This window comes from Nocardia sp. NPDC003693, from assembly GCF_053981095.1.
Genome location: NZ_JBSFNO010000004.1, coordinates 128,416 through 150,181, shown reverse-complemented (window position 1 = coordinate 150,181; position 21,766 = coordinate 128,416). Strand labels below are relative to the sequence as shown.

Genomic DNA, 21,766 nt, shown 5'->3' with positions numbered 1-21,766 from the left:
CCCGTCTCGTCGGGGATCCGCGCCGCAGTGTCGGGGCGGCGGCGGGCGGCGCGGGAATTCGATCGGGCCGCACCGATGAATTCGCGGCGCGGACCGGGTCTACATCTTCAGCACGCACTCTGCGTCCACGGTCAAGGGAGGACCCCATGAGCCCGACAGCACTGCCGCCCATCACCGACGCCGATACCTGGCGGCACGAACTCGACGCCCTGCGCAAACGCGAGAAGGCCGCGACCCGCGAACTCGACGCCATCGCGGCGCAGCGCCGACGGCTGCCGATGGTCGAACTGCCCGACTACACGCTCGACGGCGAGCAGGGCCCGGTGCGCCTGGCCGACGTGTTCGAGGGTAGGTCCCAGCTGATTGTCTACAACCACATGTGGTCGCCGGGCCAGGAGTGGCAGTGCGGCGGCTGCACCGGTTTCACCTCGCAGTTCACCCGCCTCGAGTTCCTCGACAACTACGACGCGCGCTTCGTGATCGTGACCCAGGGCCCGATCGAGGAGGCCCTGGCCTACAAGCAGCGCGTGGGCAACAAGATGACCTGGTACTCGACCGCGAACAGCCCCTTCGGCACGGACGTCGGCGCGCCCCCCGGCGAGGGTTTCGCCGTGAACGTCTTCCTGAGCTCGGGCGACACCGTCTACCGCACCTGGCACACCAACGGCCGCGGCACCGAGCAACTGACCCACACCTTCGCCCTGGTCGACCTGCTCCCCTACGGCCGCCAGGAGGAGTGGCAGGATTCCCCCGCCGGCTGGCCCCAGTCCCCCACCTACAGCCGCTGGGTCGGGTCCGAGGATGTGGCCGCCGCCTACGGCAAAGCCTAACCCTCACAACGGTTCTCGCGGGCCGGTGAGTTCGGCATCGGCCCGTGAATTCCGTGGTCCTTGATATCCGCGCCCCGATAATTGCGGGCAGCCACACACCCGCGTAGCTATTCCCTTCCCGGCCGCTGGAAGTTAGCGTTCCTCGACCCCCTCGTCAGGGGTCCGGGATAGAGGAGTCCGGGGATGGGAACACGCAGCGGAACGGCACATCGAATTGTTTGGGGCACAACTTCTCTGGCATTTGCCTCGGCATTGACGGCGCTCACCGCCGCGCCGGCGGCCGCCCTCGACATCGAGCTGTCGCCCACCCAATCCTTCACGGTGGGAACGGCATACACGATCGGGTACCACACGGACGTGGAGCCGACCGGCCACCAGATCGTGTTCACCGACAACGGCGAGTGCTTCGTCGGCCGCTGGGTCCCCGGCCGCCCCGCCTACGGCTCCTCGAACAAGCAGCAACCCGACAACCTCTGGGTCGGCTGGACCCCCACCACCCCCGGCCCACACACGATCACCGCGACGATGAACGGCCGCACCGTCTCCCAGACGGTCTACGTGTCCCCCGCTCTCGGCGGCACCCCGCCCCTGCTCCCCAACCCCCGCACCGGCTGCGACGGCCCCAAGCCCGGCGGCCTCCGCGCGGAGCTGGAAGCAAACCTGCCCTGACCCGGGCCGGTCCGGTGCCGATGGGCACCGGGCTTCGAAGGTGCACCGGGCCTTCGCCATTCAGCGATATCGCACAGGCGGTATCCCCGGGCGACCGTCCGCGCCCGGCCCTGGCGGATCACCGTTCCAGCACGCGCTCCAACGCCAGCTGAATCATCTTCCGCGCCACCGCTCCCGTCTCCGACGCGTCCGGCGGCAGCGCGACGAACTCGCACGCGGTGACGTCCGTGCCGTTCCCCCCGACTGCCATCGTGCCGGCCACCTCACCGGCGTAGTAACGCCGCGTGGCTTCCCATCCCGCCCCGGACCGCAAATCGTAGAAGTACTCGATGAACTCACCCAGGTACACCGGCTCCCCCGCGAGCCGCAGCCCGGTCTCCTCCCCCAGTTCCCGGTCGAGCGCGTCCAGGTAGTCCTCCCCCTCTTCCAACCCACCTCCCGGCAGGTCCCACAATCCCTGCCCCGCATACCCGTCCCGCACCAGCAGAACCTCGTCCTCCCGCACGGCGACGAGGTACACCGATGTCCGCTGCACCAGTTCCCCCTCCGGTATCAGGTGCGCGTCACCCCCGATGTCCCGGCACAAATAGGTCCTGCCCGCATCACTCCCCATACCCGTGATTCGGAACCGCCGCCGCGACGGACGGCTCAGCGCCATGCAACGATACCGGAGCTCAGAGTTGTCCGCATGTTCCAGCACCTTTGCGGCGCAGCGTGAGAGGAGCACTCATGGCTTCGAGGTCAGCGTCGGCTCCCACGAGAGCGGATCAAGGACGATGAAGCCCTCGCGGTCGAAGACCAGACCCACCGCGCGGTGTCCGGTGACCGCCCGCCAGGTGCCGCCGAGGTCGAGTGTGGCGTAGCGGATCTCTCGGAGAAAAGAGTTGAGCCGCAATTCGTTACGGCGTTCCAGCATCGTGTTATCCAGTACACCATACGGATTCAACGGGTTACTGACCGCCGCGGCGATCCACGGCAGAAAGATGTCGGTCAAGATACCGAACTGCTGTGTTCCGGGAATCACCAACGACCCCAGGCTCAAGGACACGGTTCATGGCCGGCGCCGACGCTGAACGCTGATGTCGAATAGGCTTCCGCCGGTCCGAGGCGCCGGGCCGGCGTGTACACATCCGAGGCCCAGTCTTCGCCGAGCCGACCATCGGCATCCGCGAAGTACAGCAGCGTCGAGGATTTCGCATACCCGCACACCGGTTCCAGTCGATCCAGGGCGAATCCGCGTGGCAGATCGTCATCGCCGGGCCGGATGCGTTCGCAGTGTCGCGCACATAGGCAGCAAACAAACCGTCGCGGATGCATGCGTACCCGAGCACATCAGCCTCATCAACAAGCAGGATCCCGTGTCGCTCGCCTGCGCTCAGCACGATGCCCTGCCACGACGCAGCTGGGAGACCCGATTGTTTGCGCAAGGTCAGCCACCCAGTACTGATGCTCCTCGGTGTAGACGGGCGGGATCCGCTAGACGCCGTCCCGCTGCCCGAGGACTGCCTCAGGCCGAAACGGCCTACGAGGATCTTCGTGACACGCCATTATCGCGGGCGTCTGGATCCAGCCACGCCGCTCATGCCGACGATAACAATCAGAACAGTCTCGACAGTTTAGCGAAACCTGTTGCGCACCAATGCGTTATACGACATCATGGCAGAGCACGTCAGTTGTTCTAACGATCTACCAGCCTATTGCCGCCGTCGGCGGAAATGGCCGTGAGCCGTACGCTGCGAAACCTCGATCCTGATGGTCTTCTTTAGTAGCGCCCAGTCTCCAATGGTGGATTCGAAGGAATAGACGGTCTTCCCAGCCAGATGCCAGCAGGCATCAGGCGGTGACGACGGCCTTGCTGATGCTCCCGGAAGGAGTGCCTGCGTCCTTGGTGCGTGCCGTGTCGGCGTCGTCGGCGCGTACACCACACACCGGGAGTTCAATGGCACCCGGGAGAACAAGGACCGTCTTCTCATGTCTGCACGAAAAGCCCCTGAGGGACCCTTCCCGTACCCAACTCACCCCAACTGGGCAGAATCTCTGTACGCGGCGATTGTCAACACTTGCCAGATGGAGAAAGCCGCACCAGCGCCCAGGGGTGCGATCCTCGAAGCGCTTGCTCCCGCGCTCGGTCGCGGTGAGGCCAAACGCGTAATCGAGAACCGGCGCGGCGATTGGTTCCTACGCTCGACCGCGTACCAGGTCGAAGCTCGGGAGTCCGGCGATGCACTACTGATGCTTCGAGTGGACTTGCATGGCGCAGCAACCTTGCCCTGGCATCTCAATGACCGCACGCGCAGTGACTGGCTGCACCCTACCCCTGAAAACCTCTCTCGCCTTGGTGAACTCGTCGACCAGCAACAGGTGTTATACGGCCGCAAGGCGAACCTCGCTCGAGCCAAGAACGCCGACCGTGCATTGGCGACGACCGCGCCACAAACCGAGAAGGATGCGGCCGCAGCCGCGGTTCGGGACGCTGAATTTAAGCACACAAGTGCAAAAAGCGATCTCGCGTTGAAGGAGCGAGCATTAGGATTCCGTCGACCACTTCCGGCTGTTCGTGCGATCGAGGAGGATGGCGTCGCACTCACCGCACTGATCAGCGAGCCCGTCCCTGCCGCGATTGCAGCTGCGCTCCAGCAGTACACCGTCGACAAACTGCGAAAGCGCGGAAATCGCCGTACCTATGACCTAGTCGAGTCTCTAGTCAATGAGGGCCAGCGGGACTCGACTGTCGTAGTCCTGCAACAAGTACCGGCGATCGGCCAGGACGGAACTGTCACTTCGCCATGGCGTGGATTTCATGTGACTGGCAACAACCGCGCTGACGCTCGGCTCCAAATCTATGGCGTCGAAGCTGCGCAGTTGCTGATGGGCATTCCGCAATCGAGCCTACGGCTCCCCGGTGAGGAGGAGAATCGACGACTGCTCTTGGTCGGTCTACGCGAAATCCTGCGCCGAATCAGCATTCAGCTGAACACCGCGTCTACGGATTCGAACCACGAACAGGCGGACCAGGCTGAGAGGGCGCAGCGGATCGCCCAGGTTCCGGCCCGTGTGGTGGTAGGGGCCAGGACTCCGAGAAAGCTTGAGGTGGCGCTGCGACAGCTGAATGTTCACGATCACCTGCGCGGCCAGCTCGGCTACGACGACGAGGACCGCGCACTAGGATTGTGGTCGACAGTGGTCAAGGCATACCAAGCTGACGGTCTTCTCTGCGACCTTCTCGCTGAAGCGGTCACTAACGGAAGAATCGCACCAAACTCCCTGAACGAAAGTGTGATCGCTGATGCACTCGTGGGTGCCCAACCGCTAGATGTGCTCGCCATACTGCTTTCTCCTGGTGATCCAGCATGTCCGGTCACACTGCGTGATGTTGCGATTCGCTGTGCGACCGTGATGCTCTTTCCTCCGGTCCCACCGCGCCCGGACGGCATGCCGACCCGAAAACACATGCCAACTGGTCGATACTGGCCGGTGGTTCGCACTGCCCTGCAAGAGGCACCATGGAGCCAGGCAAATGGGCCGAAGGCCGATCGCCGAACAGAAATCTGGGCGGCTGTGGTCGCCCAACACTTCGTCAACAGGGGCAACCTCCTGGCCGCAAAGGGCGCCTTCAGTGCGCGGGACGTCCAGTTCGGAGTGCAAATAGACGCACGCAGCCTTGCCTCAATACTCGCAGCTTGTCATCAAGGCAACGTCGCAGCCTGGGAAACCTTGGTCCGTAGGCATCTCCTGCCCGGGCTGATCAATGCGCCCGAACCCTTTGTTACCTCTGGCCAAGGCTCCGAGGCCGGCGCGGATCGCAAAGGCGTGCGCCGCGCACCTTCGAACGCAATTCAGGCGCTGGTGAACGCCTACAGTGACCCACCTACGGGCGTAACTCGCCAGCTACTTCTGTCGTTCGCAGAAGCGGTTCTCGATGCACCGGACGCGGCTGACGGCGTTGCGGGGAAAGCACCGGGCACATTCTGGGCACTCGACGGTAGTGGCAGACCGCGCGAGAGTGTGCTGGCAGATAAGCACTGGTTCGATACGCTGTTTCCCAAAACCGCTGTGCCCAGGGCCAACCGACACTCCGCCGAGGACGGCACAGCGGCTCAGGCAGAGGCTGACACGGTCCAGGTCGATGAGGACCTTCCAGAAGACGCGCTAACGCGCATGACGCTGCTCCGATCGGAGCTGACCTTTAAGCTCAGAGCAAGTACTGATGCCGTCGAGACTGCCGCTGAACATATCGACCAGCTCCTGAAACACACTCAAGAAGCCGTGCGCGCGCGTGAGGAAGCTGGTGTCGAGGAGGAGCCAGCGGAAGTGCAGAAGCTCTACATGAAGGACGTTCGCGAGATCAAAAGGCGGTGTGCGGACGTCACGGCACAACTGGACGCGGTGATCGTAGAAATGACTGGCCTGTGACCATCGACTGCTGCGAGGAGCCGATAGCCGGACCCGCCCGCCCGAACTACCATGCCCGCGAGTCAACCGAACTCGAGCTCGATCGCCGCATGGTTCGAGTTGGCATCGACCAGCGCTGAGGCCGCAGAAACGAGAAAGGCGGTCTTGTTTGCCCCGGGTCCTTTCGGACCCCGGGCAAACAAGACCGCCGTGGTGGAGCTGCCGGAGATCGAACCCGTTCCGAGGTACTTGCCAGAAGGATAAAAGTGGTAACTACCTGGGCATATAGGTCACGACAGATCATGCGAAAATCATCCAAGATTGTGGGCAAAATGTGGGCACGGAATCGGCTTCTCCGACGGCCTCCGCACGTCGATGAGGCTGACGCCACCATGACGGCTGGAGGTGCGCCGGACGCCCGTTCGCGCTGAACCTCTCGGGGAACCTCGAGATATGTTGGCCTGTATCGCAATGCCTGGCCGTCAGCGTCCGGATAAAGAAGAGGCTCAGTCATGTTCGCTCTGGTTGTCCGATAAAACTTCGCCGATGCTGCCGCGGTCGAAGGCTTCGACGCGCTGATCGCTGAGACCGTCGAACACATTCGTGACCGCGAGCCCGGAACGCTCGTGTACGCCACGCACCCGATCGAAGGTGAGCCGCCCACGCGGGTCTTCTACGAGGTGTACGTCATCACGTGATGCGTTCGATGCACACGAGCAGCAGGAACACACTCCGGTTCCTGTCCGAGCGAGACAAGTACGTCGACAGCTTCCGCGTCGAGTTCCTCACCCCCGCCATCTCCAAGAGCCTGCCTGCCTGATCACTGACGGGACCCCGTGATTCGGTCCACCGGGTGTGAGAGCCGGTTATCGGTGGATGCAGGTTGCAGCGTATCCGGCCGGGGTGCGGTAGCCCAGTGCGGAATGTCTTCGGCGGTGGTTGTATTCGTCTTTCCAGTCATTGATCACGACGCGGGCTTGGGTCAACGACCAGAAGCTGTTGATGTTGAGGCATTCGTCGCGCAGGCGGCCGTTGAACGACTCGATGTAGCCGTTGCGCCAGGGTTGACCGGGTGGGATGAACGCCAGACCGACCCGTTCACCGGCCCAGTCCGTCATTGCCGCGCAGGCGAGCTCGGGTCCGTTGTCGCAGCGCAAGACGGCCGGGTAGCCGCGGTCGACGGCGAGGCGGTCGAGTTCGTCGATGAGCCGATCGGCGGTGATCGACCGCTCGACCAGCCCGCCGAGGCATTCGCGAGTGTGTTCGTCGACGATCGAGACGATCTTGACCGGGCGACCGTCGTCGGTGGCGTCGAATTGGAAATCCACGGCCCATACCCGGTTCGGCGCGTTGGCTTCGGCGGTCGCGGTGGTGGTGCCGAGGCGTTTTCGGCGGCGCCGCTGCGGCACTCGCAGACCTTCGTCGCGCCAGAGGCGTTGGATCTTCTTGTGGTTGACCGTCCAGCCCTCGCCGCGGGCGTCGTGGTAGGCGCGCCGGAATCCCTGCAGCGGATGGTTGCGTGCCCATGTTCGTAGCCAATCACGCAGTGCCGCATCGGGATCGGCGGGGGTCTGCGCGGTAGGAGGGTGGCGCTGGGTGCTTCGGTGTTGCCCGGTGACCCGGCAGGCGAACCGCTCGCTCACTTCGAGCACGCGCATCAGGTGCGCGACGGCTGCCCGATGCCGGCAAACTCCGGCAAACTCATCCCCGACTCCAGTCGCCCCCCTGGACCGCGTCATGACTCACGAGGACACGGACACGCCCGCCAACGCTTGGACCGGCGACGGCCCGATGGCATTCATGCACGGCGGCAACAGCCTCCGCCCGATCACAAGTACGGCTGGTAGGCCAACCGACGACGACATGACCGAACTCGACCACGACGAGCAGGACGCCCTCAGCCGGCTCGGCCATCACAGCGAAACATCGACGTCGAAGCAGAACCGGTGACCGACCCTTGACACCCGCCAGTGCCGACAAAACTTATAAGCGAGATTTCGACACCCCCACGACTGACATCTACGCAGGTCAGGCATGACAAGAACTACAGTCGACGCAATGACGAACTACTGGGGAGACGCGGTACCAGGCTGGATCTCAGCGGCTGGCACAGTAGGCACGATTATCGCACTCGGCATAGGGCTGAAGTCCTTACGCGCTGACGCCGACGAACACAAAGACAACGAGCGAAGCCAGGCCCGACTGATCACCTCAGAAGAGGTTCAGCGAGGCCACCTGGAATTTAAGGTCACGAATCAAAGCAGCGCACCGATAGTCGAGGTCGAACTCGAGAAGGTCCAGATGTCGACGGACCCCCACGCGAAATTCACCGCGGGACAGATGACCAGTCCTGGTCGCGTTGGGCCATACGAGCCAGTTCGTACGCTCTCCGCCGGCCAGTCGTTCTCCGTGAAAATCGATCTGAGCCGCAGCGATGGCAGCGCCTACGATTACGCCGAAGACCTCCGCGGGGCTGTGCAATTCACCTGCACAATCAAGTTCACCGACAGCCGAGGACTTAGGTGGCGGCGCACGGACATGCAGCTTCCGACCCGCGTCTACACCTGATGATGCTGTGGAATACGCGGCATCAGGCGATCGGTTCGGCGTCGGCAAGGGGAAGCCCCAGACCCGTACAGGACCGGAGCCGCTTCAGGTTCCGCCGCTCGTCGGGTCGGCCGAGGGGTCCCCCGCGAGGGTGCGGTGGGCGCTGTGCAAGTCGCTGGGTGCGTGGCGTGTGGTTAGGTGGGGTTGAGACTGACCCCTGATCAGGGAGAGGCGAAGGTAGTGTTCACTATTCGGCTATCGTAATAACGAGCAGGTCAGACATGTACTGCAGCGGGACCGGGGATCTCGATGCTCCAGTACTTCTTGCCGTCGCGGGTCGTGAAGGAGTCGGTCGGCGTGATGCCGTACTTGCGGAGCATGCCGAGGCTAGCCGTGTTGGTGGCGTCGACTGAGCCTGTGAAGGCGTGGATGTCGGCGAGCTTCGGGTGCGTTTGCAGGCCGTGGAGTGTGGCGGTGCCATACCCCCGTGACGGGCGGGAGTCGGTGCGGCGATGGTCTGGGTCGATTGCGAAATTGATGCCGCCGCGGTACGGGGTTCTATGGCTCCGCTCGGTCCCCGTTGCCCGACGGCCTGAACCGAAACGTAGCCGATGATGCTGCCGTCCGCGTCACGGACCATGCAGCGCAGAGTGGGACGAGCGACCACTCCGGAGGAGAAGTTAGCCCCGTTCGGGCCGTGCTCGGGTTTGAGCATCTGCTTGTCAAGAGCGCCAACGAAGGTCGCGATTTCCTGGTCTTCGAACAGTCGGCGAAGCGCCGACTTATCGGCCTCTGTGTACTCCTCGGTCAGTTCGACCGCGGGCAACCTCATGCCGCTATCTTCCAGGCGGTGTCAACGTGGACTTCGTGCCGAGCACGCACTTCCGCTACCGGATGCAGGGGGGGTCGGGGTTCGGCTCTCCTCGTCTCATCACATCGCGATGTTCTCGGAGTCGTACGTGCGGGGTGGCCGATTGGATGAGCGCCGGCATCATCCTGGCCGCTGCGAAGCGTGGGCAAAATGTGGACGCGCGGCCCGATCTGCGGGTTGTCGAGGCATGAAAAAGCCCCTCACCTGCATTGCAGGTGAGGGGCCTGTGGTGGAGCTGCCGGGAATCGAACCCGGGTCCTCCGCCGTGTCACCAGGGCTTCTCCGTGTGCAGTTCGCTTCGTCTCTACTCGGATCTCTCAGTCATGCGAACAAGCCGAGATGACGATCCCAGTCGCTGTTTGATGTTCCGTTCGACTCCGCGACCGAGCCGAACGGTAAGCCCTCTAGCTGATGCCAGTGACCGGGTCGAGGGCGAACCCGGGCTGACAGACACGCTTCGCTACTTAGGCAGCGAGAGCGTAGTCGCGCTGATTGGAATCGGCGCTTATAGGGTTGCAGCGACGCTTATACAGTGGTCTCCTGCCTGCACTGACACGCTTCCCCTGAATCAACGTACGCAGTCGAAACCGTTCAGCCCCGTCTGTGTTCACCGATTCGAGTGAACCACCCGGCTCGCACCGGGCTCAGTCATACTAACACCGCTGAAACAGCGGATCATCCCATTATCCGCGCGTCACGCGGGCGTTTCCGACCTGCGCGTTCCCGGAGGAACGTTCAGCCGCGCATGCCCTTGATCCGGCGCCCGACCTCGCGGACGACCTCCCGCTCGGCATCGCGCTTGGCCAGATCCTGGCGCTTGTCGTAGTCCTGCTTGCCCTTGGCCAGCGCCAGCTCGACCTTGACCTTGCCGTCGGAGAAGTACATGGACAGCGGAACCAGCGTCAGGCTCGATTCCTTGGTCTTGCCGAGCAGCTTGTCGATCTCGCGACGATGCAGCAGCAGTTTGCGGGTGCGTCGCGGCGCGTGGTTGGTCCACGAGCCGTGCGAGAACTCGGGCACGTGCAGGCCACGCAACCACACCTCGCCGTCATCGATGCTGGCGTAGGCGTCGACCAGCGACGCCTTACCCTCGCGCAGGCTCTTCACCTCGGTGCCCACCAGCGCGATCCCGGCCTCGTAGGTGTCGATGATCGCGTAGTTGTGCCGCGCCTTGCGGTTCGTGGCGATGACCTTGCGCCCCTTTTCCTTCATAACGACCAACAATAATCAGCCGCGCCAGCCGTTTATTCCGCGCGTGCGCGACCGCCCCGGAACCCGGCCGCCCCTACTGCCGCCGAACCCGCCCGTGACCGGTAAACCAGCAGGTAGCGGGCCGAACAACGAGCCCGTCATGCCCCAGGAATTGCTGGCACGACGGTTTTCTGAAACCAAGACCTTTCACTCACCCCGGACGTTACCGTTCCTCGACCCCGCCGACCGGGGCCACGGAACAAGGAGCGATGGATGAGTGCAAACAGCGGCCCGGCTCGCCGAATCGGCTGGGGCGTAACGGCATTGGCGGCGACCTCGGCCGCGGTGGCGCTGGCCGCACCGCAGGCCGCGGCGGGCGTCACCTGGGTCGACGTTCTCGGGACCACATACACGGTGGGCAGCGAGTACACGGTGCAGTACATGGTCGCGGCCGACCTGGGCACGATCTTCAACAACCGTGCGTATTTCCGGGACAACGGCGTCTGCCTCGGCAGCGGTACGGGGTACAGCCCTGCGGCGAAGGTCCCCAGTTTCACCTGGACCCCGACAACGGCCGGGTCGCACGTCATCACGGTGAGCGTGGGCGGGAAGAGCAAGTCCGAGACAGTCACCGTGGTGGCGGCCGCGCCCGGAACGCCGCCGGTGCAGGTCCAGGAATCCGACGACTGCGCCGGGGACACCGGAAGCTTCGGGTCGGGCAGCTCGGGCTCGTAGGCCCGTCCAGTCGGCGGCGTTGGGCAGGGCGCCGCACAGCAGAAAGGCCCCCAACCGAAACCGGTTGGGGGCCTTTCGAAGTAGTCCCGACGGGATTTGAACCCGCGCTACCGCCTTGAGAGGGCGGCGTCCTAGGCCGCTAGACGACGGGACCTTGGACTTCCCGCGATCCGTGGACCGCGGCAGCTCCGAAAGCTTATCCTGCCGGGGCTCAGCTACCAAATCCGCAGCAAGCGGGGGTTCCGCACCGTCGAAAGGGTGGTGCCGGGACGGCCGGGAAAGATCGTTCTCGACCGTCCGCGACGATCACTTCCGGCGGATCGGGACCACGTACTCGCCCGCGCGCACCCCGGCCGCGCGATCGGTCAGCATCGGAATCCCGGTGTAGCGCCACCAGTGCAGCGAGACGACGCCGTCGCTCATGCCGCTGCCGATGCGGAAGCGCTCGACGGGGAAGTGCGCGGCGTCGGTTGCCGGAACGGACAGCGGCAGTTCGGTGCCGATGATCTCGGCGATGGATTCCTCGAGGACGCGGCGCAGGTCGTACTCACCGTCGGGGATCGACCGGCTACCGAGCTTTTCGTGCAACGCTTCCCACAGCCGGGGGTCGCCGCGTAACCCCCACCGCTCGGGCCTGCGTGTGAACAGCACATCGATTTTCACCACGGTCGAATACTCACAATCACTCGTCGTCGGGTGGAGCTCGGAAGTGGTTCTGCTGTCTAACCGTTCGATACGCCGGGCACGAAGGCGTGGTTCGACACAATGACGAACCGACGGCCTAGCACCGGCTTCCCGCCCCCACACGAATCAACCTGCACCGCCGCTGATCAACCTGCCGATCAACCAACGCCACGACAGATCGGTCGGCGACCCGGCACCGCGACGATCACCCCGCGGTACTCCCGTCACGTCGATCACCCGCGACCGCGCCCGAACCGCCGCGCCCGAAAGCCCGCGCTGCACCGGCCAATCCGCAGCCGGGCCGGCCAATCCGCGCCGGCCGACCACCCCGGATCGAGCATCCCCGGGCCGACCGCCCCGGGTCGAACATTGCTGGCTTGAGCATCCCGGGCCGACCGCCCCGGTTTGGCATTCCCGGGTCGAGCATTCCCGCCGCGCCTACTCGTAGTCGGGCGGCAGCTCGTCGGGGAACCCCGGTTCCTCGTCCGGCCAGGGCACATCGTCGTAGTCCGGGGCGGGCGGCGCCGAGCGCGCGGGTTGCCTTGCCGCAGCTGCCGATTCCCGTGCGGGCGGAGCCGAGCGCGGCGCCGACGCGCGAGCCGCCGCCGGACGGGCAGCTGCCGGGCGCGCGGGCGGAGCCTCGCGAACAGGCGCGGGACTCCCCTCGAGCAGCGTGCCGGCCTGGCTTGGGGCCGCACCCGTCACCACCTCGAGCACCCCCTCGCCGTACTTGGCGCGCTTGTTCTCTCCGATGCCGGCGATCGCGCCCAGATCGGCCAGGGTGGCGGGCTTGCGGGCCGCGATCTCCCGCAGCGTCGCGTCATGGAACACGACGTACGCGGGCACGCCCTGTTCCTTGGCGGTGGCCGCGCGCCAGGCCCGCAGGCTCTCGAACAGCCCCGCGTCGCCCGGCGCGAGATCGGCCACGGCCTTGGCCGCCTTGGCGGACTTGGAGGCCCGCGCGGTCTTGGCGCGTTCGGGCTCGCGCCGCAGCATGACCTGGCGGCCGTTGAACAGCACGTCGTTGCTGGCCTCGGTGAGCGTCAGCACCCCGTAATCGCCGTGCACGGCGAGCAGCCCCTGCGCGAGCAGCTGGCGAATCGCGCCGCGCCACTCGATATCCCGCAGGTCCGCGCCGATGCCGAACACTTTGAGTTCGTGGTGCGCGTGCTGCTCCACCTTGGGATTGCGCTTGCCGATCAGGATGTCGACGATGTGCCCGGCGCCGAAGCTCTGCCCGCGTTCGCGCTTGAGCCGCAGCACCGTGGAGAGCACCTTCTGCGCGGGCACGGTGCCGTCCCACGCCTCGGGCGCGTTGAGGCAGGTGTCGCAATTGCCGCACGCCTTGCCCGCCTGCCCGAAGTAGGCCAGCAGCTGGGTGCGCCGGCACTGCACCGTTTCGCACAGCGCCAGCATGGCGTCCAGGTGCAGCTGTAGCTGGCGGCGATGGGCGGCGTCGCCCTCGGAGGAGTCGATCATCTTGCGCTGCTGCACAACGTCACTGAGGCCGTAGACCATCCAGGCCGTCGACGGCTGGCCGTCACGGCCCGCGCGACCGGTCTCCTGGTAGTACCCCTCCACCGACTTCGGCAGATCCAGGTGGGCGACGAAGCGCACGTCGGGCTTGTCGATGCCCATGCCGAAAGCGATGGTGGCGCAGACCACCAGCCCGTCCTCGCGCAGGAAGCGCGACTGGTTGGTCGCCCGCACCCGGTTGTCCAGGCCCGCGTGATACGGGACCGCGGGCACGCCGTTGGCGCTCAGGAACGCGGCGGTCTTCTCCACCGAGTTGCGCGAGAGGCAGTAGACGATGCCCGCGTCGCCGGCGTGCTCGCCCTGGATGAAGGACAGCAACTGCTGTTCGGGCCGGTTCTTGGCTTCGATGCGGTACTGGATGTTCGGCCGGTCGAAGCTGTCGACGAAGTGTTTGGCGCCGGTCAGGTCCAGCCGCTGGGCGATTTCCTTGCGGGTCGCCTCGGTGGCGGTGGCGGTGAGCGCGATGCGCGGCACGTCGGGCCAGCGCTCGTGCAGCATCGACAGCGCCAGGTAGTCGGGCCGGAAGTCGTGGCCCCACTGGGACACACAGTGCGCCTCGTCGATCGCGAACAGCGAGATCTTGCCGCGGTCGAGCAGTTGCGCGGTGGACTCGAGGCGCAGCCGTTCGGGCGCGAGGTAGAGCAGATCCAGCTCGCCGGCCACGAATTGCGCCTCGACCGTGCGCCGTTCGTCCGGGAACTGGGTGGAATTGAGGAAGCCGGCCCGCACCCCTACCGCGTTCAGCGCGTCGACCTGGTCCTGCATGAGGGCGATGAGCGGTGAGACCACCACGCCCACGCCCGGGCGCACCAGCGCCGGGATCTGATAGCAGAGCGACTTGCCGCCGCCGGTGGGCATGAGCACCAGGGCGTCGCCGCCGGAAATCACCTGTTCGACGATTGCCCGCTGCGGTCCGCGAAAACTGTCGTAGCCGAATGTCTTCCGCAGAACCTGGTGCGCCGCAACACTTCCGGCGTCCTCGAGAGACTCACTGCCGACGACGGTTTCGACCTCCGGTGCACTCACGGCAGCAATCCTACGGACAGCCTCCGACGCGCAATACTCCCTTGGCAACTTCGCACCCCCGCGCACCCGGCCCGGCGCGGGCCGTTGCGTGCGGGATCACACCGAATACCCCGGCCCGCCTCGCACGATGCGAATCCGCGAAAGACGGGCCCGGGTGCGGCAACTCATTCGCGCACGTAGTACCGCAGCGCCGCATACGCCGCCAACGCCGCGAATCCGACACCCACCGGCGTGATGATCATCGCCACGGTCGCGATGTCCTCGCTCGAGATCGGCGGCAGCACGTCGTCGTCGGCCAGCGACCCCAGCGCCTTGTTGATCACGAGCGGTTGCGCGACGAACAGCCCTGCCACCGCGAGCAGCGAGCCGACGAGCGCGGCGAGCACCGCCTCGAGCAGGAAGGGCAATTGCGTGTACCACCGTGTCGCGCCGACCAGTCGCATGATGTTGACCTCGGTCTTGCGCGCCAGCGCCGCCACCTGCACCATGTTCGCGATCAGCAGCAGCGCGGCGAGCGCCTGCAGGGCCGCGAGGCCGAAGGCGGTGTTGCGGATCCCGGTGAAGAAGCCCACCAGCCGGTCCACGATGTCGACGTCGTTGAGCACCGTCATGACCCCGGGCCGATCGTGGAAGTCGTCGTAGATGGTGCGGTACTGGGTGACATCGTTGAGCTTGACCCGGAACGAGCCCGGCAGGCCGTCCTTGCTGACCTCGTCGGCGAGCCCCGGCTGATCCTTGAAGGTCGACTCCTTGACCTCCTTGACCGCCTCCTGGCTGTTCACGTACTGCACGCTCGCGACGTACTGGTTCTGCTCCAGATCCATCATGATCGACTTGCAGGGGTCCTGCGTGCAGTCCAGATCCCGCGAGGCCGAATCGTCGAGGTACAGCCGGATGGCCACGCGCTGGACGTAGTAGTCCTGGATCTTGTCCGCCAGCCGCACCGTCAGCAGACCGCCGCCGAGCATGGTCAGCGAGACCGCGGTGGTCAGGATCATCGCGATGGTCATGGTGATGTTGCGGCGCAGGCCCGTGAAGATCTCGCCGAACAGGAATCCCGCGCGCATTACCGCCCCACCCCGTAGACGCCGGTCTCGTCGTCGCGGACCAGGCGGCCGCGATCGAGTTCGATCACCCGGCGCCGCATGGCGTCGACGATGGTGTTGTCGTGGGTGGCCATGACCACCGTTGTCCCGGTGCGATTCACCCGTTCCAGCAACGCCATGATGTCCTGACTGGTCTCGGGGTCGAGGTTGCCGGTCGGTTCGTCGGCCAGCAGCACCAGCGGCCGGTTCACGAAGGCGCGGGCCAGGGCGGCGCGCTGCTGCTCGCCACCGGAGAGCTCACCGGGCAGCCGATCGGCCTTGCCCGCCAGACCCACCAGGTCGAGGGCCTCGGGCACCGCCCGCGAGATGAATGCCGCAGGTTTGCCGATCACCTCCAGCGCGAAGGCCACGTTCTGCTCGACCGTCTTCTGCTGCAGCAGCCGGAAGTCCTGGAAGACACAGCCCATGCGCTGGCGCAGTTTGGGCACCTTGCGGCCGGGCAGTTTGTCCACTCGGAAGTCCGAGACCCAGACCTCGCCCGCGGTGGGCTTCTCCTCCTTGAGCAGCAGCCGCATGAACGTCGACTTGCCCGAACCGGAGGGTCCGATGACGAAGACGAATTCACCCTTGTCGATGTCGACCGTGACATTGTCCAGGGCGGGTCGCGTCGAGGTCTTGTAGGTCTTGGTGACGTTGCGCAGCGCTATCACGATTGGCCAGTGTAGCCAGGCGGTCGCGCCGCTCGGCCACACCGCGCGCGGGCGGGTCAGCGCGGCGTGGTAGCCGGAGCGTCCGGTAGATAGTTGCTGAGCATGGTGTTCACGATCGGCGTATAGCCCGGGTTCGCAGGTCTTTCCGGCTTGACGAACATGTAGAGCACGAACGTCGCGAGCCAGACCGTGATCAGGATCGCCGTGGACTTACGTGTTTTCACTCAAACCCTCCCGGCGGAGCGCCGCGGCCACCCGCACCCGCAGCTCGCGCCCCACTTCGAACTGTTTGCCCGGCAGTGTCCGGGCAACCATCTTGATGTTCATCTGGTCGACGGTGAGATCTTCGACACCCATGACGCTCGGCTCGTCGAGCAGCAGGGTCTTCAGCTTGCGATCGGCGAACGCCTTGGCGCCGACCTCTCGCAGGATCTCGTTGACCTTGTTGATGTCGGCGGTGGCGGGCACGGGGACGTCGATGGCCGCACGAGCCCAATCCTTCGACAGATTGGTCACTTTCACGATCTGACCGTTCGGTACCGTGATCACTTCGCCGTCCGCGCTGCGCAAGGTCGTGATCCGCAGCGTGACGTCCTCGACCGTACCCTCGGCGTCGACCCCGGATCCAGTCACCGCGATGCGCACGACATCGCCGAAACCGTACTGTCTTTCGGTGATCAGGAAGAATCCGGCGAGCAGGTCCTGCACGATGCGCTGGGCGCCGAAACCCAGCGCCGCGCCGATCACCGCGGCCGGGGCCACCAAACCACCCAGTTGGAATCCCAAGCGCTGCAACACTTCCAGCGCGACCAGGAAGTAGACCAGGGACAGCACCACCCAGGTGAGCACCTGGGCCAGCGCGTGTCTGTGCTTGGCCGCCTCGGTGCGCACCAGCGAATCGCTGCTGCGGAACGAGGCGTCGATCTTGCGGGTGATGCGGTCGCGCACGAAGGTCACCGCGCGCGCGAACAACATCGCACCGACGATCAGCAGCACGATCTCGAGCCCGCTGGACCGGAACCAGTTACCCAGATCCGACCCGGTTCCCGCGGCGAGAATCGACGCACTGCTCATACTGCCTCCGTACTGTCTTGCCTCCGTCACGCTCGGGCCGTTCGCGTCCCGCGCGGCCCGGCAGGCTCCGGCGCTCGGTGCGCGTTCGGCACCGGGTGAGCCGCGAACACCGAAGTGCGGCAAACACACCCGAGGCACCACAGTACCGACTGCCACCGCCGTGCCCGGGCGGGTCCGCGGCACACACGGCCCGGCTCCCGCGCGTCGCGATACCCCGATTCGGGCGCGTCATGAGCCCGGGGTGTCGCGTATTACGCGGTGGCTTCTCGCATGCGCCACCTGATTCCGGACTCGATGAACCCGTCGATGTCACCGTCGAGCACCGCCGACGGATTGTTGACCTCGTAGTTGGTCCGCAGATCCTTGACCATCTGGTACGGGTGCAGGACGTAGGAGCGCATCTGGTTGCCCCAGGACGCGCCCTCGTTGGTCTTGAGGGCGTCCATCTGGGCGCGCTCTTCCTGCCGCTTGCGCTCGAGCAGCTTGGCCTGCAGCACGCGCATGGCCGAAATCTTGTTCTGCAGCTGCGATTTCTCGTTCTGGCAGGTGACCACGATGCCGGTCGGGATGTGCGTCAGGCGCACCGCGGAGTCGGTGGTGTTGACCGACTGACCGCCGGGGCCCGAGGAGCGGTACACGTCGACGCGCACCTCGCCGTCCGGGATCTCGATGTGGTCGGTGGTCTCGACGACGGGCAGCACCTCGACCTCGGCGAAGGAGGTCTGGCGGCGGCCCTGGTTGTCGAAGGGGCTGATGCGCACCAGCCGGTGCGTGCCCATCTCGACCGAGAGCGTGCCGTACGCGTACGGCGACTTCACCGCGAAGGTGGCCGACTTGATGCCCGCCTCTTCCGCGTAGGAGGTGTCGTAGATCTCGACGGGGTACTTGTGCCGCTCGGCCCAGCGCACGTACATGCGCATGAGCATCTGCGCCCAGTCCGCCGCGTCCACGCCGCCGGCGCCGGAGCGAATGTTGACCAGCGCCTCGCGCTTGTCGTATTCACCGGCGAGCAGCGTGCGCACCTCCATGGCCTCGACGTCCGCGTGCAGCGCGGACCGCTCGGCGTCGGCGTCGGCGATGGCGGCCGCGCGGGCGTCGCCCTCCTCGTCCTCGGCGAGCTCGTACAGCACCGGCAAATCCTCGAGCCGCTGCCGCAGCCCCTGGACCCGGCGCAGTTCGGCCTGCGCGTGCGAGAGCTCGCTCGTGACGGCCTGGGCGTGGTCCTGGTTGTTCCACAGGTCCGGGTCGGCGGCCTGGTGCTCCAGCTCGTTGATCCGCCGGACCAGTTCGTCGATATCGAGCACCGACTCCACGGTCTTCAGGGTCGCGTCGAGTTCGGCCAGGTCAGCGGATACGTCAGGATGCACGGTGTTCAAGGCTACCGACTGCCCCGCCCACTCCACACTTCGACGCCCGGCTGCGGGTCGCGATGTACCCGCCGAGCGCGGGCGTCGGCCGCCGCGGCCGGGCGTGGATTCGCCGCCGGGCAGTCAACCGGCGGCGGGCGCGTTCCGAAACCGACTGTTCCCCACCGAGTTCGACACCGTGTTTCCCATGCCTCCAGGATAGGTAGCCGCGCAAGGGAAATTCGCTGTGCCACCGGCACTCTCACACGGCGCCGGCAGCGGTGCGACGATCGTTGCCGCGCTCAGTTCGCCGCGGCCGCGCTGAGGCGGGCCGCGCGGCCCTGTCCGCCGGACGAATCGAGCGTGCGGTCGTCCGGGCGGCGGAGGACCAGACTGTCGGACTGGCGGCCGATCAGCTCGTCCAGGGCGGTGGTGGTCGGCTCGTCGGCGGGGAGCTGGACGATCAGGCGCTGGTCGTCTTCCGCGGGGAGATCGAGGGTTTCGTGGGCCAGGCGGAGCAGCCCGGCCTCGGGGTGGCGCAGGCGGGTGATGCCGGTCGCGTCGGGCAGGCTCGTGACGCGCGCGAGCCTGCCGGTGAACTCCTCGCCGGCGGCGTCGGCGAGTTCGTCGGCGATGGCGGCGACGGCCGGGTCCGAGCGGAACGGGCCGAACTTGAGGGCGGCCACCGTCTGATCGGCGGTGTGCTGCCAGTCGGGATAGATGTGGCGGGCGCGGGCGTCGGTGAAGACGTAGCGCGGGAGGCTGGCGGGCAGGCCGTCGTCTAGCAGCCCGGTCGGGCCCATGAGGCGGCGGTAGCCCTCGGTGCAGGCCAGCACCTCCCCGGCGCGATTGTGGACCGAGGCGGGCGCGGGTTCGAGTTGATCGAGGATCGCGAGCATGGGCGCGCGCACCACCCGGGCCGGCTGCGGATTGCCCGTGCAGGTGAATCCGGGCGTCTGCGCCTTCACCAGGCGGTGCAGGTGAACGCGTTCGCTCGCGGACATGTTCAGCGCGTTCGCGATCGAGGACAACACCGCCGAGGAGGGATGCCGGTCGCGGCCCTGTTCGAGCCGGGAGATGTATTCGACGCTCACCCCGGCCAGGGCTGCGAGTTCGGAGCGACGCAGACCCGGCGTGCGACGGCGTGGACCGGCGGGTAGTCCGACATCCCCCGGTACGACCCCCTGGCGCCGAATGCGAAGAAAAAGGCCCAACTCGTTGTCGCTCACCCGAAAACGGTAGCAAGGCGCGCAAGGCGCAAAGTGGCCCTGGCACTGGGGATCTCGGCGTGTTGCACGCTCCGCGCCCGGTTCCCCGGATGCGGGTCCGGGCGAGCCGCGCGGTCGCCCGGAGTTCGCGAGCGCGGTGGCCGGAAGTTCGCGAGGGCGATGCCCGGACCTGCTCCCCCGCGCCGCCCGAAGCGGGAAGTTCGCTGCCGACGCACCCGTGTTACCCGGAGGCGCTAACGTACCCCCGGTGACCGCCTACTCCGCTGATCTCGAACTCGCCCTGCGGCTGGCCGACGCGGCCGACGCCATCACCCGCGACCGGTTCGGGGCCCTGGACCTGAAGATCGACGCCAAGCCGGATCTGACGCCGGTCTCCGACGCGGATCTGGCCGTGGAGCGCATGGTGCGCGAGGTGCTCTCCGCCGAGCGCCCCGGCGATCTGGTGCTCGGCGAGGAGTTCGGTGGCGATGCTGAATTCACCGGCCGGCAGTGGGTCATCGACCCGATCGACGGCACCAAGAACTTCGTGCGCGGCGTGCCGGTGTGGGCCTCGCTCATCTCGCTGCTGGAGGACGGCATCCCGGTGGTCGGCGTGGTCAGCGCGCCGGCCCTGGCGCGGCGCTGGTGGGCCGCGACGGGCGCGGGCGCCTGGACGAGCTTCGAAGGGGCCGAGCCGCGGGCCATCTCGGTGTCCGGCGTCGCCGAGCTCGGCGCGGCCTCGCTGGCGATCTCGAGCCTGTCCGGCTGGCGGGCGATCGGGCGGCGCGCCAAGCTCATCGCGCTCTCGGACGAGGTGTGGCGGGTGCGCGGCTACGGCGATTTCTTCGGCTACACGCTGCTGGCCGAGGGCGCGGTGGATATCTGCACCGAACCCGAACTCTCGCTGTGGGATATGGCCGCGCTCGATGTCCTGATTCGCGAGGCGGGCGGCACGTTCACCTCGCTCGACGGCAATCCCGGACCGCACGGCGGCAGCGCCGTCGCCACCAATTCGCATCTGCAGGACCAGGTTCTGGCCGCGCTGGCTGCCTGAGGCCCCACGCACGCACGAACACCCCCGCGCCGGCCACGGGGGTGTTCGTTTTCGCCTGTAATATGCTCGGGGACTAAGCCGAGCCGGTGCCGCCGCCCGTGCCGCCGATCAGCACGTCAACGAGGCCGCCGAGCAAACTGGTCACTACCGAGACGAGTCCTGACAACATAATCATTCCTCCTTTCGTCTCGCTGAAAAACGTAGTGAGACTTGAAGATTGAAGCTAGAGGAATGAATTAACCGTACGGGAATCCCGCCTATTCAAGATCCACAGTGCAGTGAATTGCATTGTGATCAACAGCTTTTCGCTGGTTTGTTGCGAATCCTATTGGGTAACCGATAGATCCGGCCAATGCGGCGGACATGAACTCGCCATCGGTAATTCGGAGCGAAAGTCGCTCCGGACAGGTGATTCGCAGGCCGATGCGGGGCTGCGGTCCCGGCATCGGGTCGCCCGAAGGCGGTGTCCTACAGGTACTGCGGGTGAAGCTGCCGGTGTCCCGCTCAGCCGCCGAGCGGGATGCGCACCGAACCGAAGTCGATGAACGCGCCGCCGGGGTTGGCCGAGCCGACGCTCACCGAGCCGAGGCCGATCTCGGTCTCGGTGTTCGGGCCGCCGGCGGACAGGCTCACGGCCACGTCCTCCAGTTCCACGGCCTCGGCCTGGGCGGCGGGAGCGGACAGGAACAGCGCGGCGGCGATCAGGCCGGTGGTGCCGAGCACGGTTTTCATGGGTTACCTCCATCAGACTTTCTGCGCACCCGAGGGCATCGGTGCCCCTGCACCCTAGCCCGCACACCGCCGCTCTGAAGCAGGTTTGTTTCACTAGACCCCAATCCGCGGGGCG

At 66.1% G+C, this 21,766-nt stretch carries 21 protein-coding genes, 1 tRNA gene, 1 other RNA gene and 1 pseudogene; 8 read left to right on the top strand and 16 right to left on the bottom strand.

Features of this window, described 5'->3' with window-relative positions; translation table 11 throughout:
• The first annotated feature begins 146 nt into the window (after window positions 1-146).
• Together ACWDOP_RS07550 and ACWDOP_RS07545 are read left to right on the top strand one after the other, a co-directional pair.
• Complete coding sequence (locus ACWDOP_RS07550; RefSeq protein ID WP_456344393.1) at window positions 147-830, top strand: DUF899 domain-containing protein; 684 nt, start codon at window positions 147-149, stop codon at window positions 828-830.
• Between the two features lie 252 nt (window positions 831-1,082).
• Window positions 1,083-1,499 (top strand): hypothetical protein, encoded by a 417-nt coding sequence (locus ACWDOP_RS07545; RefSeq protein ID WP_456344392.1) that lies wholly within the window; start codon window positions 1,083-1,085, stop codon window positions 1,497-1,499.
• A 118-nt stretch (window positions 1,500-1,617) separates the two neighbouring features.
• On the opposite strand, the gene ACWDOP_RS07540 is transcribed toward ACWDOP_RS07545, so the two are convergent.
• Both ACWDOP_RS07540 and ACWDOP_RS07535 read right to left on the bottom strand, forming a co-directional pair.
• Window positions 1,618-2,034, bottom strand: a complete 417-nt coding sequence (locus ACWDOP_RS07540; protein WP_456344391.1) for an NUDIX hydrolase — start codon at window positions 2,032-2,034, stop codon at window positions 1,618-1,620.
• Window positions 2,035-2,226: 192 nt separating this feature from the next.
• Window positions 2,227-2,526: a hypothetical protein gene (locus ACWDOP_RS07535; protein ID WP_456344390.1), complete on the bottom strand. Its 300-nt coding sequence runs from the start codon at window positions 2,524-2,526 to the stop codon at window positions 2,227-2,229.
• Window positions 2,527-3,566: 1,040 nt separating this feature from the next.
• Here ACWDOP_RS07535 and ACWDOP_RS07530 point away from each other — a divergent pair.
• Complete coding sequence (locus tag ACWDOP_RS07530) at window positions 3,567-5,912, top strand: hypothetical protein (RefSeq protein ID WP_456344389.1); 2,346 nt, start codon at window positions 3,567-3,569, stop codon at window positions 5,910-5,912.
• 485 nt (window positions 5,913-6,397) lie between these two features.
• On the opposite strand, the gene ACWDOP_RS07525 is transcribed toward ACWDOP_RS07530, so the two are convergent.
• A complete protein-coding gene (locus tag ACWDOP_RS07525) occupies window positions 6,398-6,532 on the bottom strand; it encodes a hypothetical protein (RefSeq protein WP_456344388.1) in 135 nt (44 codons plus the stop codon).
• 56 nt (window positions 6,533-6,588) lie between these two features.
• On the opposite strand from ACWDOP_RS07525, the gene ACWDOP_RS07520 reads away from it, so the two are divergent.
• Window positions 6,589-6,711 carry a hypothetical protein gene (locus tag ACWDOP_RS07520; RefSeq protein ID WP_456344387.1) on the top strand — a complete coding sequence of 41 codons (123 nt, stop codon included), beginning with the start codon at window positions 6,589-6,591 and terminating at the stop codon, window positions 6,709-6,711.
• 46 nt (window positions 6,712-6,757) lie between these two features.
• Here the strand turns inward: ACWDOP_RS07520 and ACWDOP_RS07515 are convergent.
• Window positions 6,758-7,585: pseudogene (locus tag ACWDOP_RS07515) on the bottom strand (IS3 family transposase); the annotation flags it as partial.
• Between the two features lie 43 nt (window positions 7,586-7,628).
• On the opposite strand from ACWDOP_RS07515, the gene ACWDOP_RS07510 reads away from it, so the two are divergent.
• Together ACWDOP_RS07510 and ACWDOP_RS07505 are read left to right on the top strand one after the other, a co-directional pair.
• Window positions 7,629-7,841: a hypothetical protein gene (locus tag ACWDOP_RS07510; RefSeq protein WP_456344386.1), complete on the top strand. Its 213-nt coding sequence runs from the start codon at window positions 7,629-7,631 to the stop codon at window positions 7,839-7,841.
• 108 nt (window positions 7,842-7,949) lie between these two features.
• Entirely contained in the window at window positions 7,950-8,459 is a 510-nt protein-coding gene (locus tag ACWDOP_RS07505) for a hypothetical protein (protein WP_456344385.1), read from the top strand.
• Window positions 8,460-9,536: 1,077 nt separating this feature from the next.
• On the opposite strand, the gene ssrA is transcribed toward ACWDOP_RS07505, so the two are convergent.
• Together ssrA and smpB are read right to left on the bottom strand one after the other, a co-directional pair.
• Window positions 9,537-9,908: a transfer-messenger RNA gene (gene ssrA, locus ACWDOP_RS07500) on the bottom strand.
• A gap of 136 nt (window positions 9,909-10,044) precedes the next feature.
• Entirely contained in the window at window positions 10,045-10,521 is a 477-nt protein-coding gene (gene smpB, locus ACWDOP_RS07495; RefSeq protein WP_354985538.1) for an SsrA-binding protein SmpB, read from the bottom strand.
• Window positions 10,522-10,773: 252 nt separating this feature from the next.
• Here smpB and ACWDOP_RS07490 point away from each other — a divergent pair, with 252 nt between their 5' ends.
• The gene (locus ACWDOP_RS07490; RefSeq protein ID WP_456344384.1) at window positions 10,774-11,235 is read left to right on the top strand and encodes a hypothetical protein; all 462 of its coding nucleotides are present in this window, start codon (window positions 10,774-10,776) and stop codon (window positions 11,233-11,235) included.
• 81 nt (window positions 11,236-11,316) lie between these two features.
• On the opposite strand, the gene ACWDOP_RS07485 is transcribed toward ACWDOP_RS07490, so the two are convergent.
• The 9 genes from ACWDOP_RS07485 to ACWDOP_RS07445 form a co-directional block, all read right to left on the bottom strand.
• Window positions 11,317-11,389, bottom strand: a tRNA-Glu gene (locus ACWDOP_RS07485).
• Window positions 11,390-11,541: 152 nt separating this feature from the next.
• Entirely contained in the window at window positions 11,542-11,901 is a 360-nt protein-coding gene (locus tag ACWDOP_RS07480) for a hypothetical protein (RefSeq protein WP_454208807.1), read from the bottom strand.
• Between the two features lie 456 nt (window positions 11,902-12,357).
• The gene (gene recQ / locus ACWDOP_RS07475) at window positions 12,358-14,481 is read right to left on the bottom strand and encodes a DNA helicase RecQ (protein WP_456344383.1); all 2,124 of its coding nucleotides are present in this window, start codon (window positions 14,479-14,481) and stop codon (window positions 12,358-12,360) included.
• A 164-nt stretch (window positions 14,482-14,645) separates the two neighbouring features.
• The gene (gene ftsX, locus ACWDOP_RS07470) at window positions 14,646-15,548 is read right to left on the bottom strand and encodes a permease-like cell division protein FtsX (protein WP_454208806.1); all 903 of its coding nucleotides are present in this window, start codon (window positions 15,546-15,548) and stop codon (window positions 14,646-14,648) included.
• Window positions 15,548-16,237, bottom strand: a complete 690-nt coding sequence (gene ftsE / locus ACWDOP_RS07465) for a cell division ATP-binding protein FtsE (protein ID WP_354991224.1) — start codon at window positions 16,235-16,237, stop codon at window positions 15,548-15,550. The genes ftsX and ftsE overlap by 1 nt, the downstream gene beginning before the upstream one ends.
• Window positions 16,238-16,293: 56 nt before the next feature.
• On the bottom strand, window positions 16,294-16,461 hold the full coding sequence (locus tag ACWDOP_RS07460; protein ID WP_454208805.1) for a hypothetical protein: 168 nt from the start codon (window positions 16,459-16,461) through the stop codon (window positions 16,294-16,296).
• A complete protein-coding gene (locus tag ACWDOP_RS07455) occupies window positions 16,448-17,311 on the bottom strand; it encodes a mechanosensitive ion channel family protein (protein WP_456344382.1) in 864 nt (287 codons plus the stop codon). Before ACWDOP_RS07455 ends, ACWDOP_RS07460 begins: the two co-directional genes overlap by 14 nt.
• Before the next feature lie 251 nt (window positions 17,312-17,562).
• Window positions 17,563-18,678: a peptide chain release factor 2 gene (gene prfB, locus ACWDOP_RS07450; protein WP_454208803.1), complete on the bottom strand. Its 1,116-nt coding sequence runs from the start codon at window positions 18,676-18,678 to the stop codon at window positions 17,563-17,565.
• A gap of 281 nt (window positions 18,679-18,959) precedes the next feature.
• Window positions 18,960-19,886: a helix-turn-helix domain-containing protein gene (locus ACWDOP_RS07445; RefSeq protein ID WP_456344381.1), complete on the bottom strand. Its 927-nt coding sequence runs from the start codon at window positions 19,884-19,886 to the stop codon at window positions 18,960-18,962.
• 247 nt (window positions 19,887-20,133) lie between these two features.
• Here ACWDOP_RS07445 and hisN point away from each other — a divergent pair, with 247 nt between their 5' ends.
• Window positions 20,134-20,919, top strand: a complete 786-nt coding sequence (gene hisN / locus ACWDOP_RS07440; protein ID WP_456344380.1) for a histidinol-phosphatase — start codon at window positions 20,134-20,136, stop codon at window positions 20,917-20,919.
• A 504-nt stretch (window positions 20,920-21,423) separates the two neighbouring features.
• On the opposite strand, the gene ACWDOP_RS07435 is transcribed toward hisN, so the two are convergent.
• Window positions 21,424-21,651 (bottom strand): hypothetical protein, encoded by a 228-nt coding sequence (locus tag ACWDOP_RS07435; protein WP_454208800.1) that lies wholly within the window; start codon window positions 21,649-21,651, stop codon window positions 21,424-21,426.
• Window positions 21,652-21,766: the final 115 nt, after the last annotated feature.

Excerpts from the sequence above, each read along its gene's own strand:
- ACWDOP_RS07510 (WP_456344386.1), top strand. The coding sequence starts at position 7,629 with ATGACTCACGAGGACACGGACACGCCCGCCAACGCTTGGACCGGCGAC.
- smpB (WP_354985538.1), bottom strand. The coding sequence starts at position 10,521 with ATGAAGGAAAAGGGGCGCAAGGTCATCGCCACGAACCGCAAGGCGCGG.
- ACWDOP_RS07530 (WP_456344389.1), top strand. The coding sequence starts at position 3,567 with ATGGAGAAAGCCGCACCAGCGCCCAGGGGTGCGATCCTCGAAGCGCTT.
- ACWDOP_RS07550 (WP_456344393.1), top strand. The coding sequence starts at position 147 with ATGAGCCCGACAGCACTGCCGCCCATCACCGACGCCGATACCTGGCGG.
- ACWDOP_RS07490 (WP_456344384.1), top strand. The coding sequence starts at position 10,774 with ATGAGTGCAAACAGCGGCCCGGCTCGCCGAATCGGCTGGGGCGTAACG.
- ACWDOP_RS07455 (WP_456344382.1), bottom strand. The coding sequence starts at position 17,311 with ATGAGCAGTGCGTCGATTCTCGCCGCGGGAACCGGGTCGGATCTGGGT.
- ftsX (WP_454208806.1), bottom strand. The coding sequence starts at position 15,548 with ATGCGCGCGGGATTCCTGTTCGGCGAGATCTTCACGGGCCTGCGCCGC.
- ACWDOP_RS07435 (WP_454208800.1), bottom strand. The coding sequence starts at position 21,651 with ATGAAAACCGTGCTCGGCACCACCGGCCTGATCGCCGCCGCGCTGTTC.
- ACWDOP_RS07505 (WP_456344385.1), top strand. The coding sequence starts at position 7,950 with ATGACGAACTACTGGGGAGACGCGGTACCAGGCTGGATCTCAGCGGCT.
- ACWDOP_RS07520 (WP_456344387.1), top strand. The coding sequence starts at position 6,589 with ATGCGTTCGATGCACACGAGCAGCAGGAACACACTCCGGTTCCTGTCC.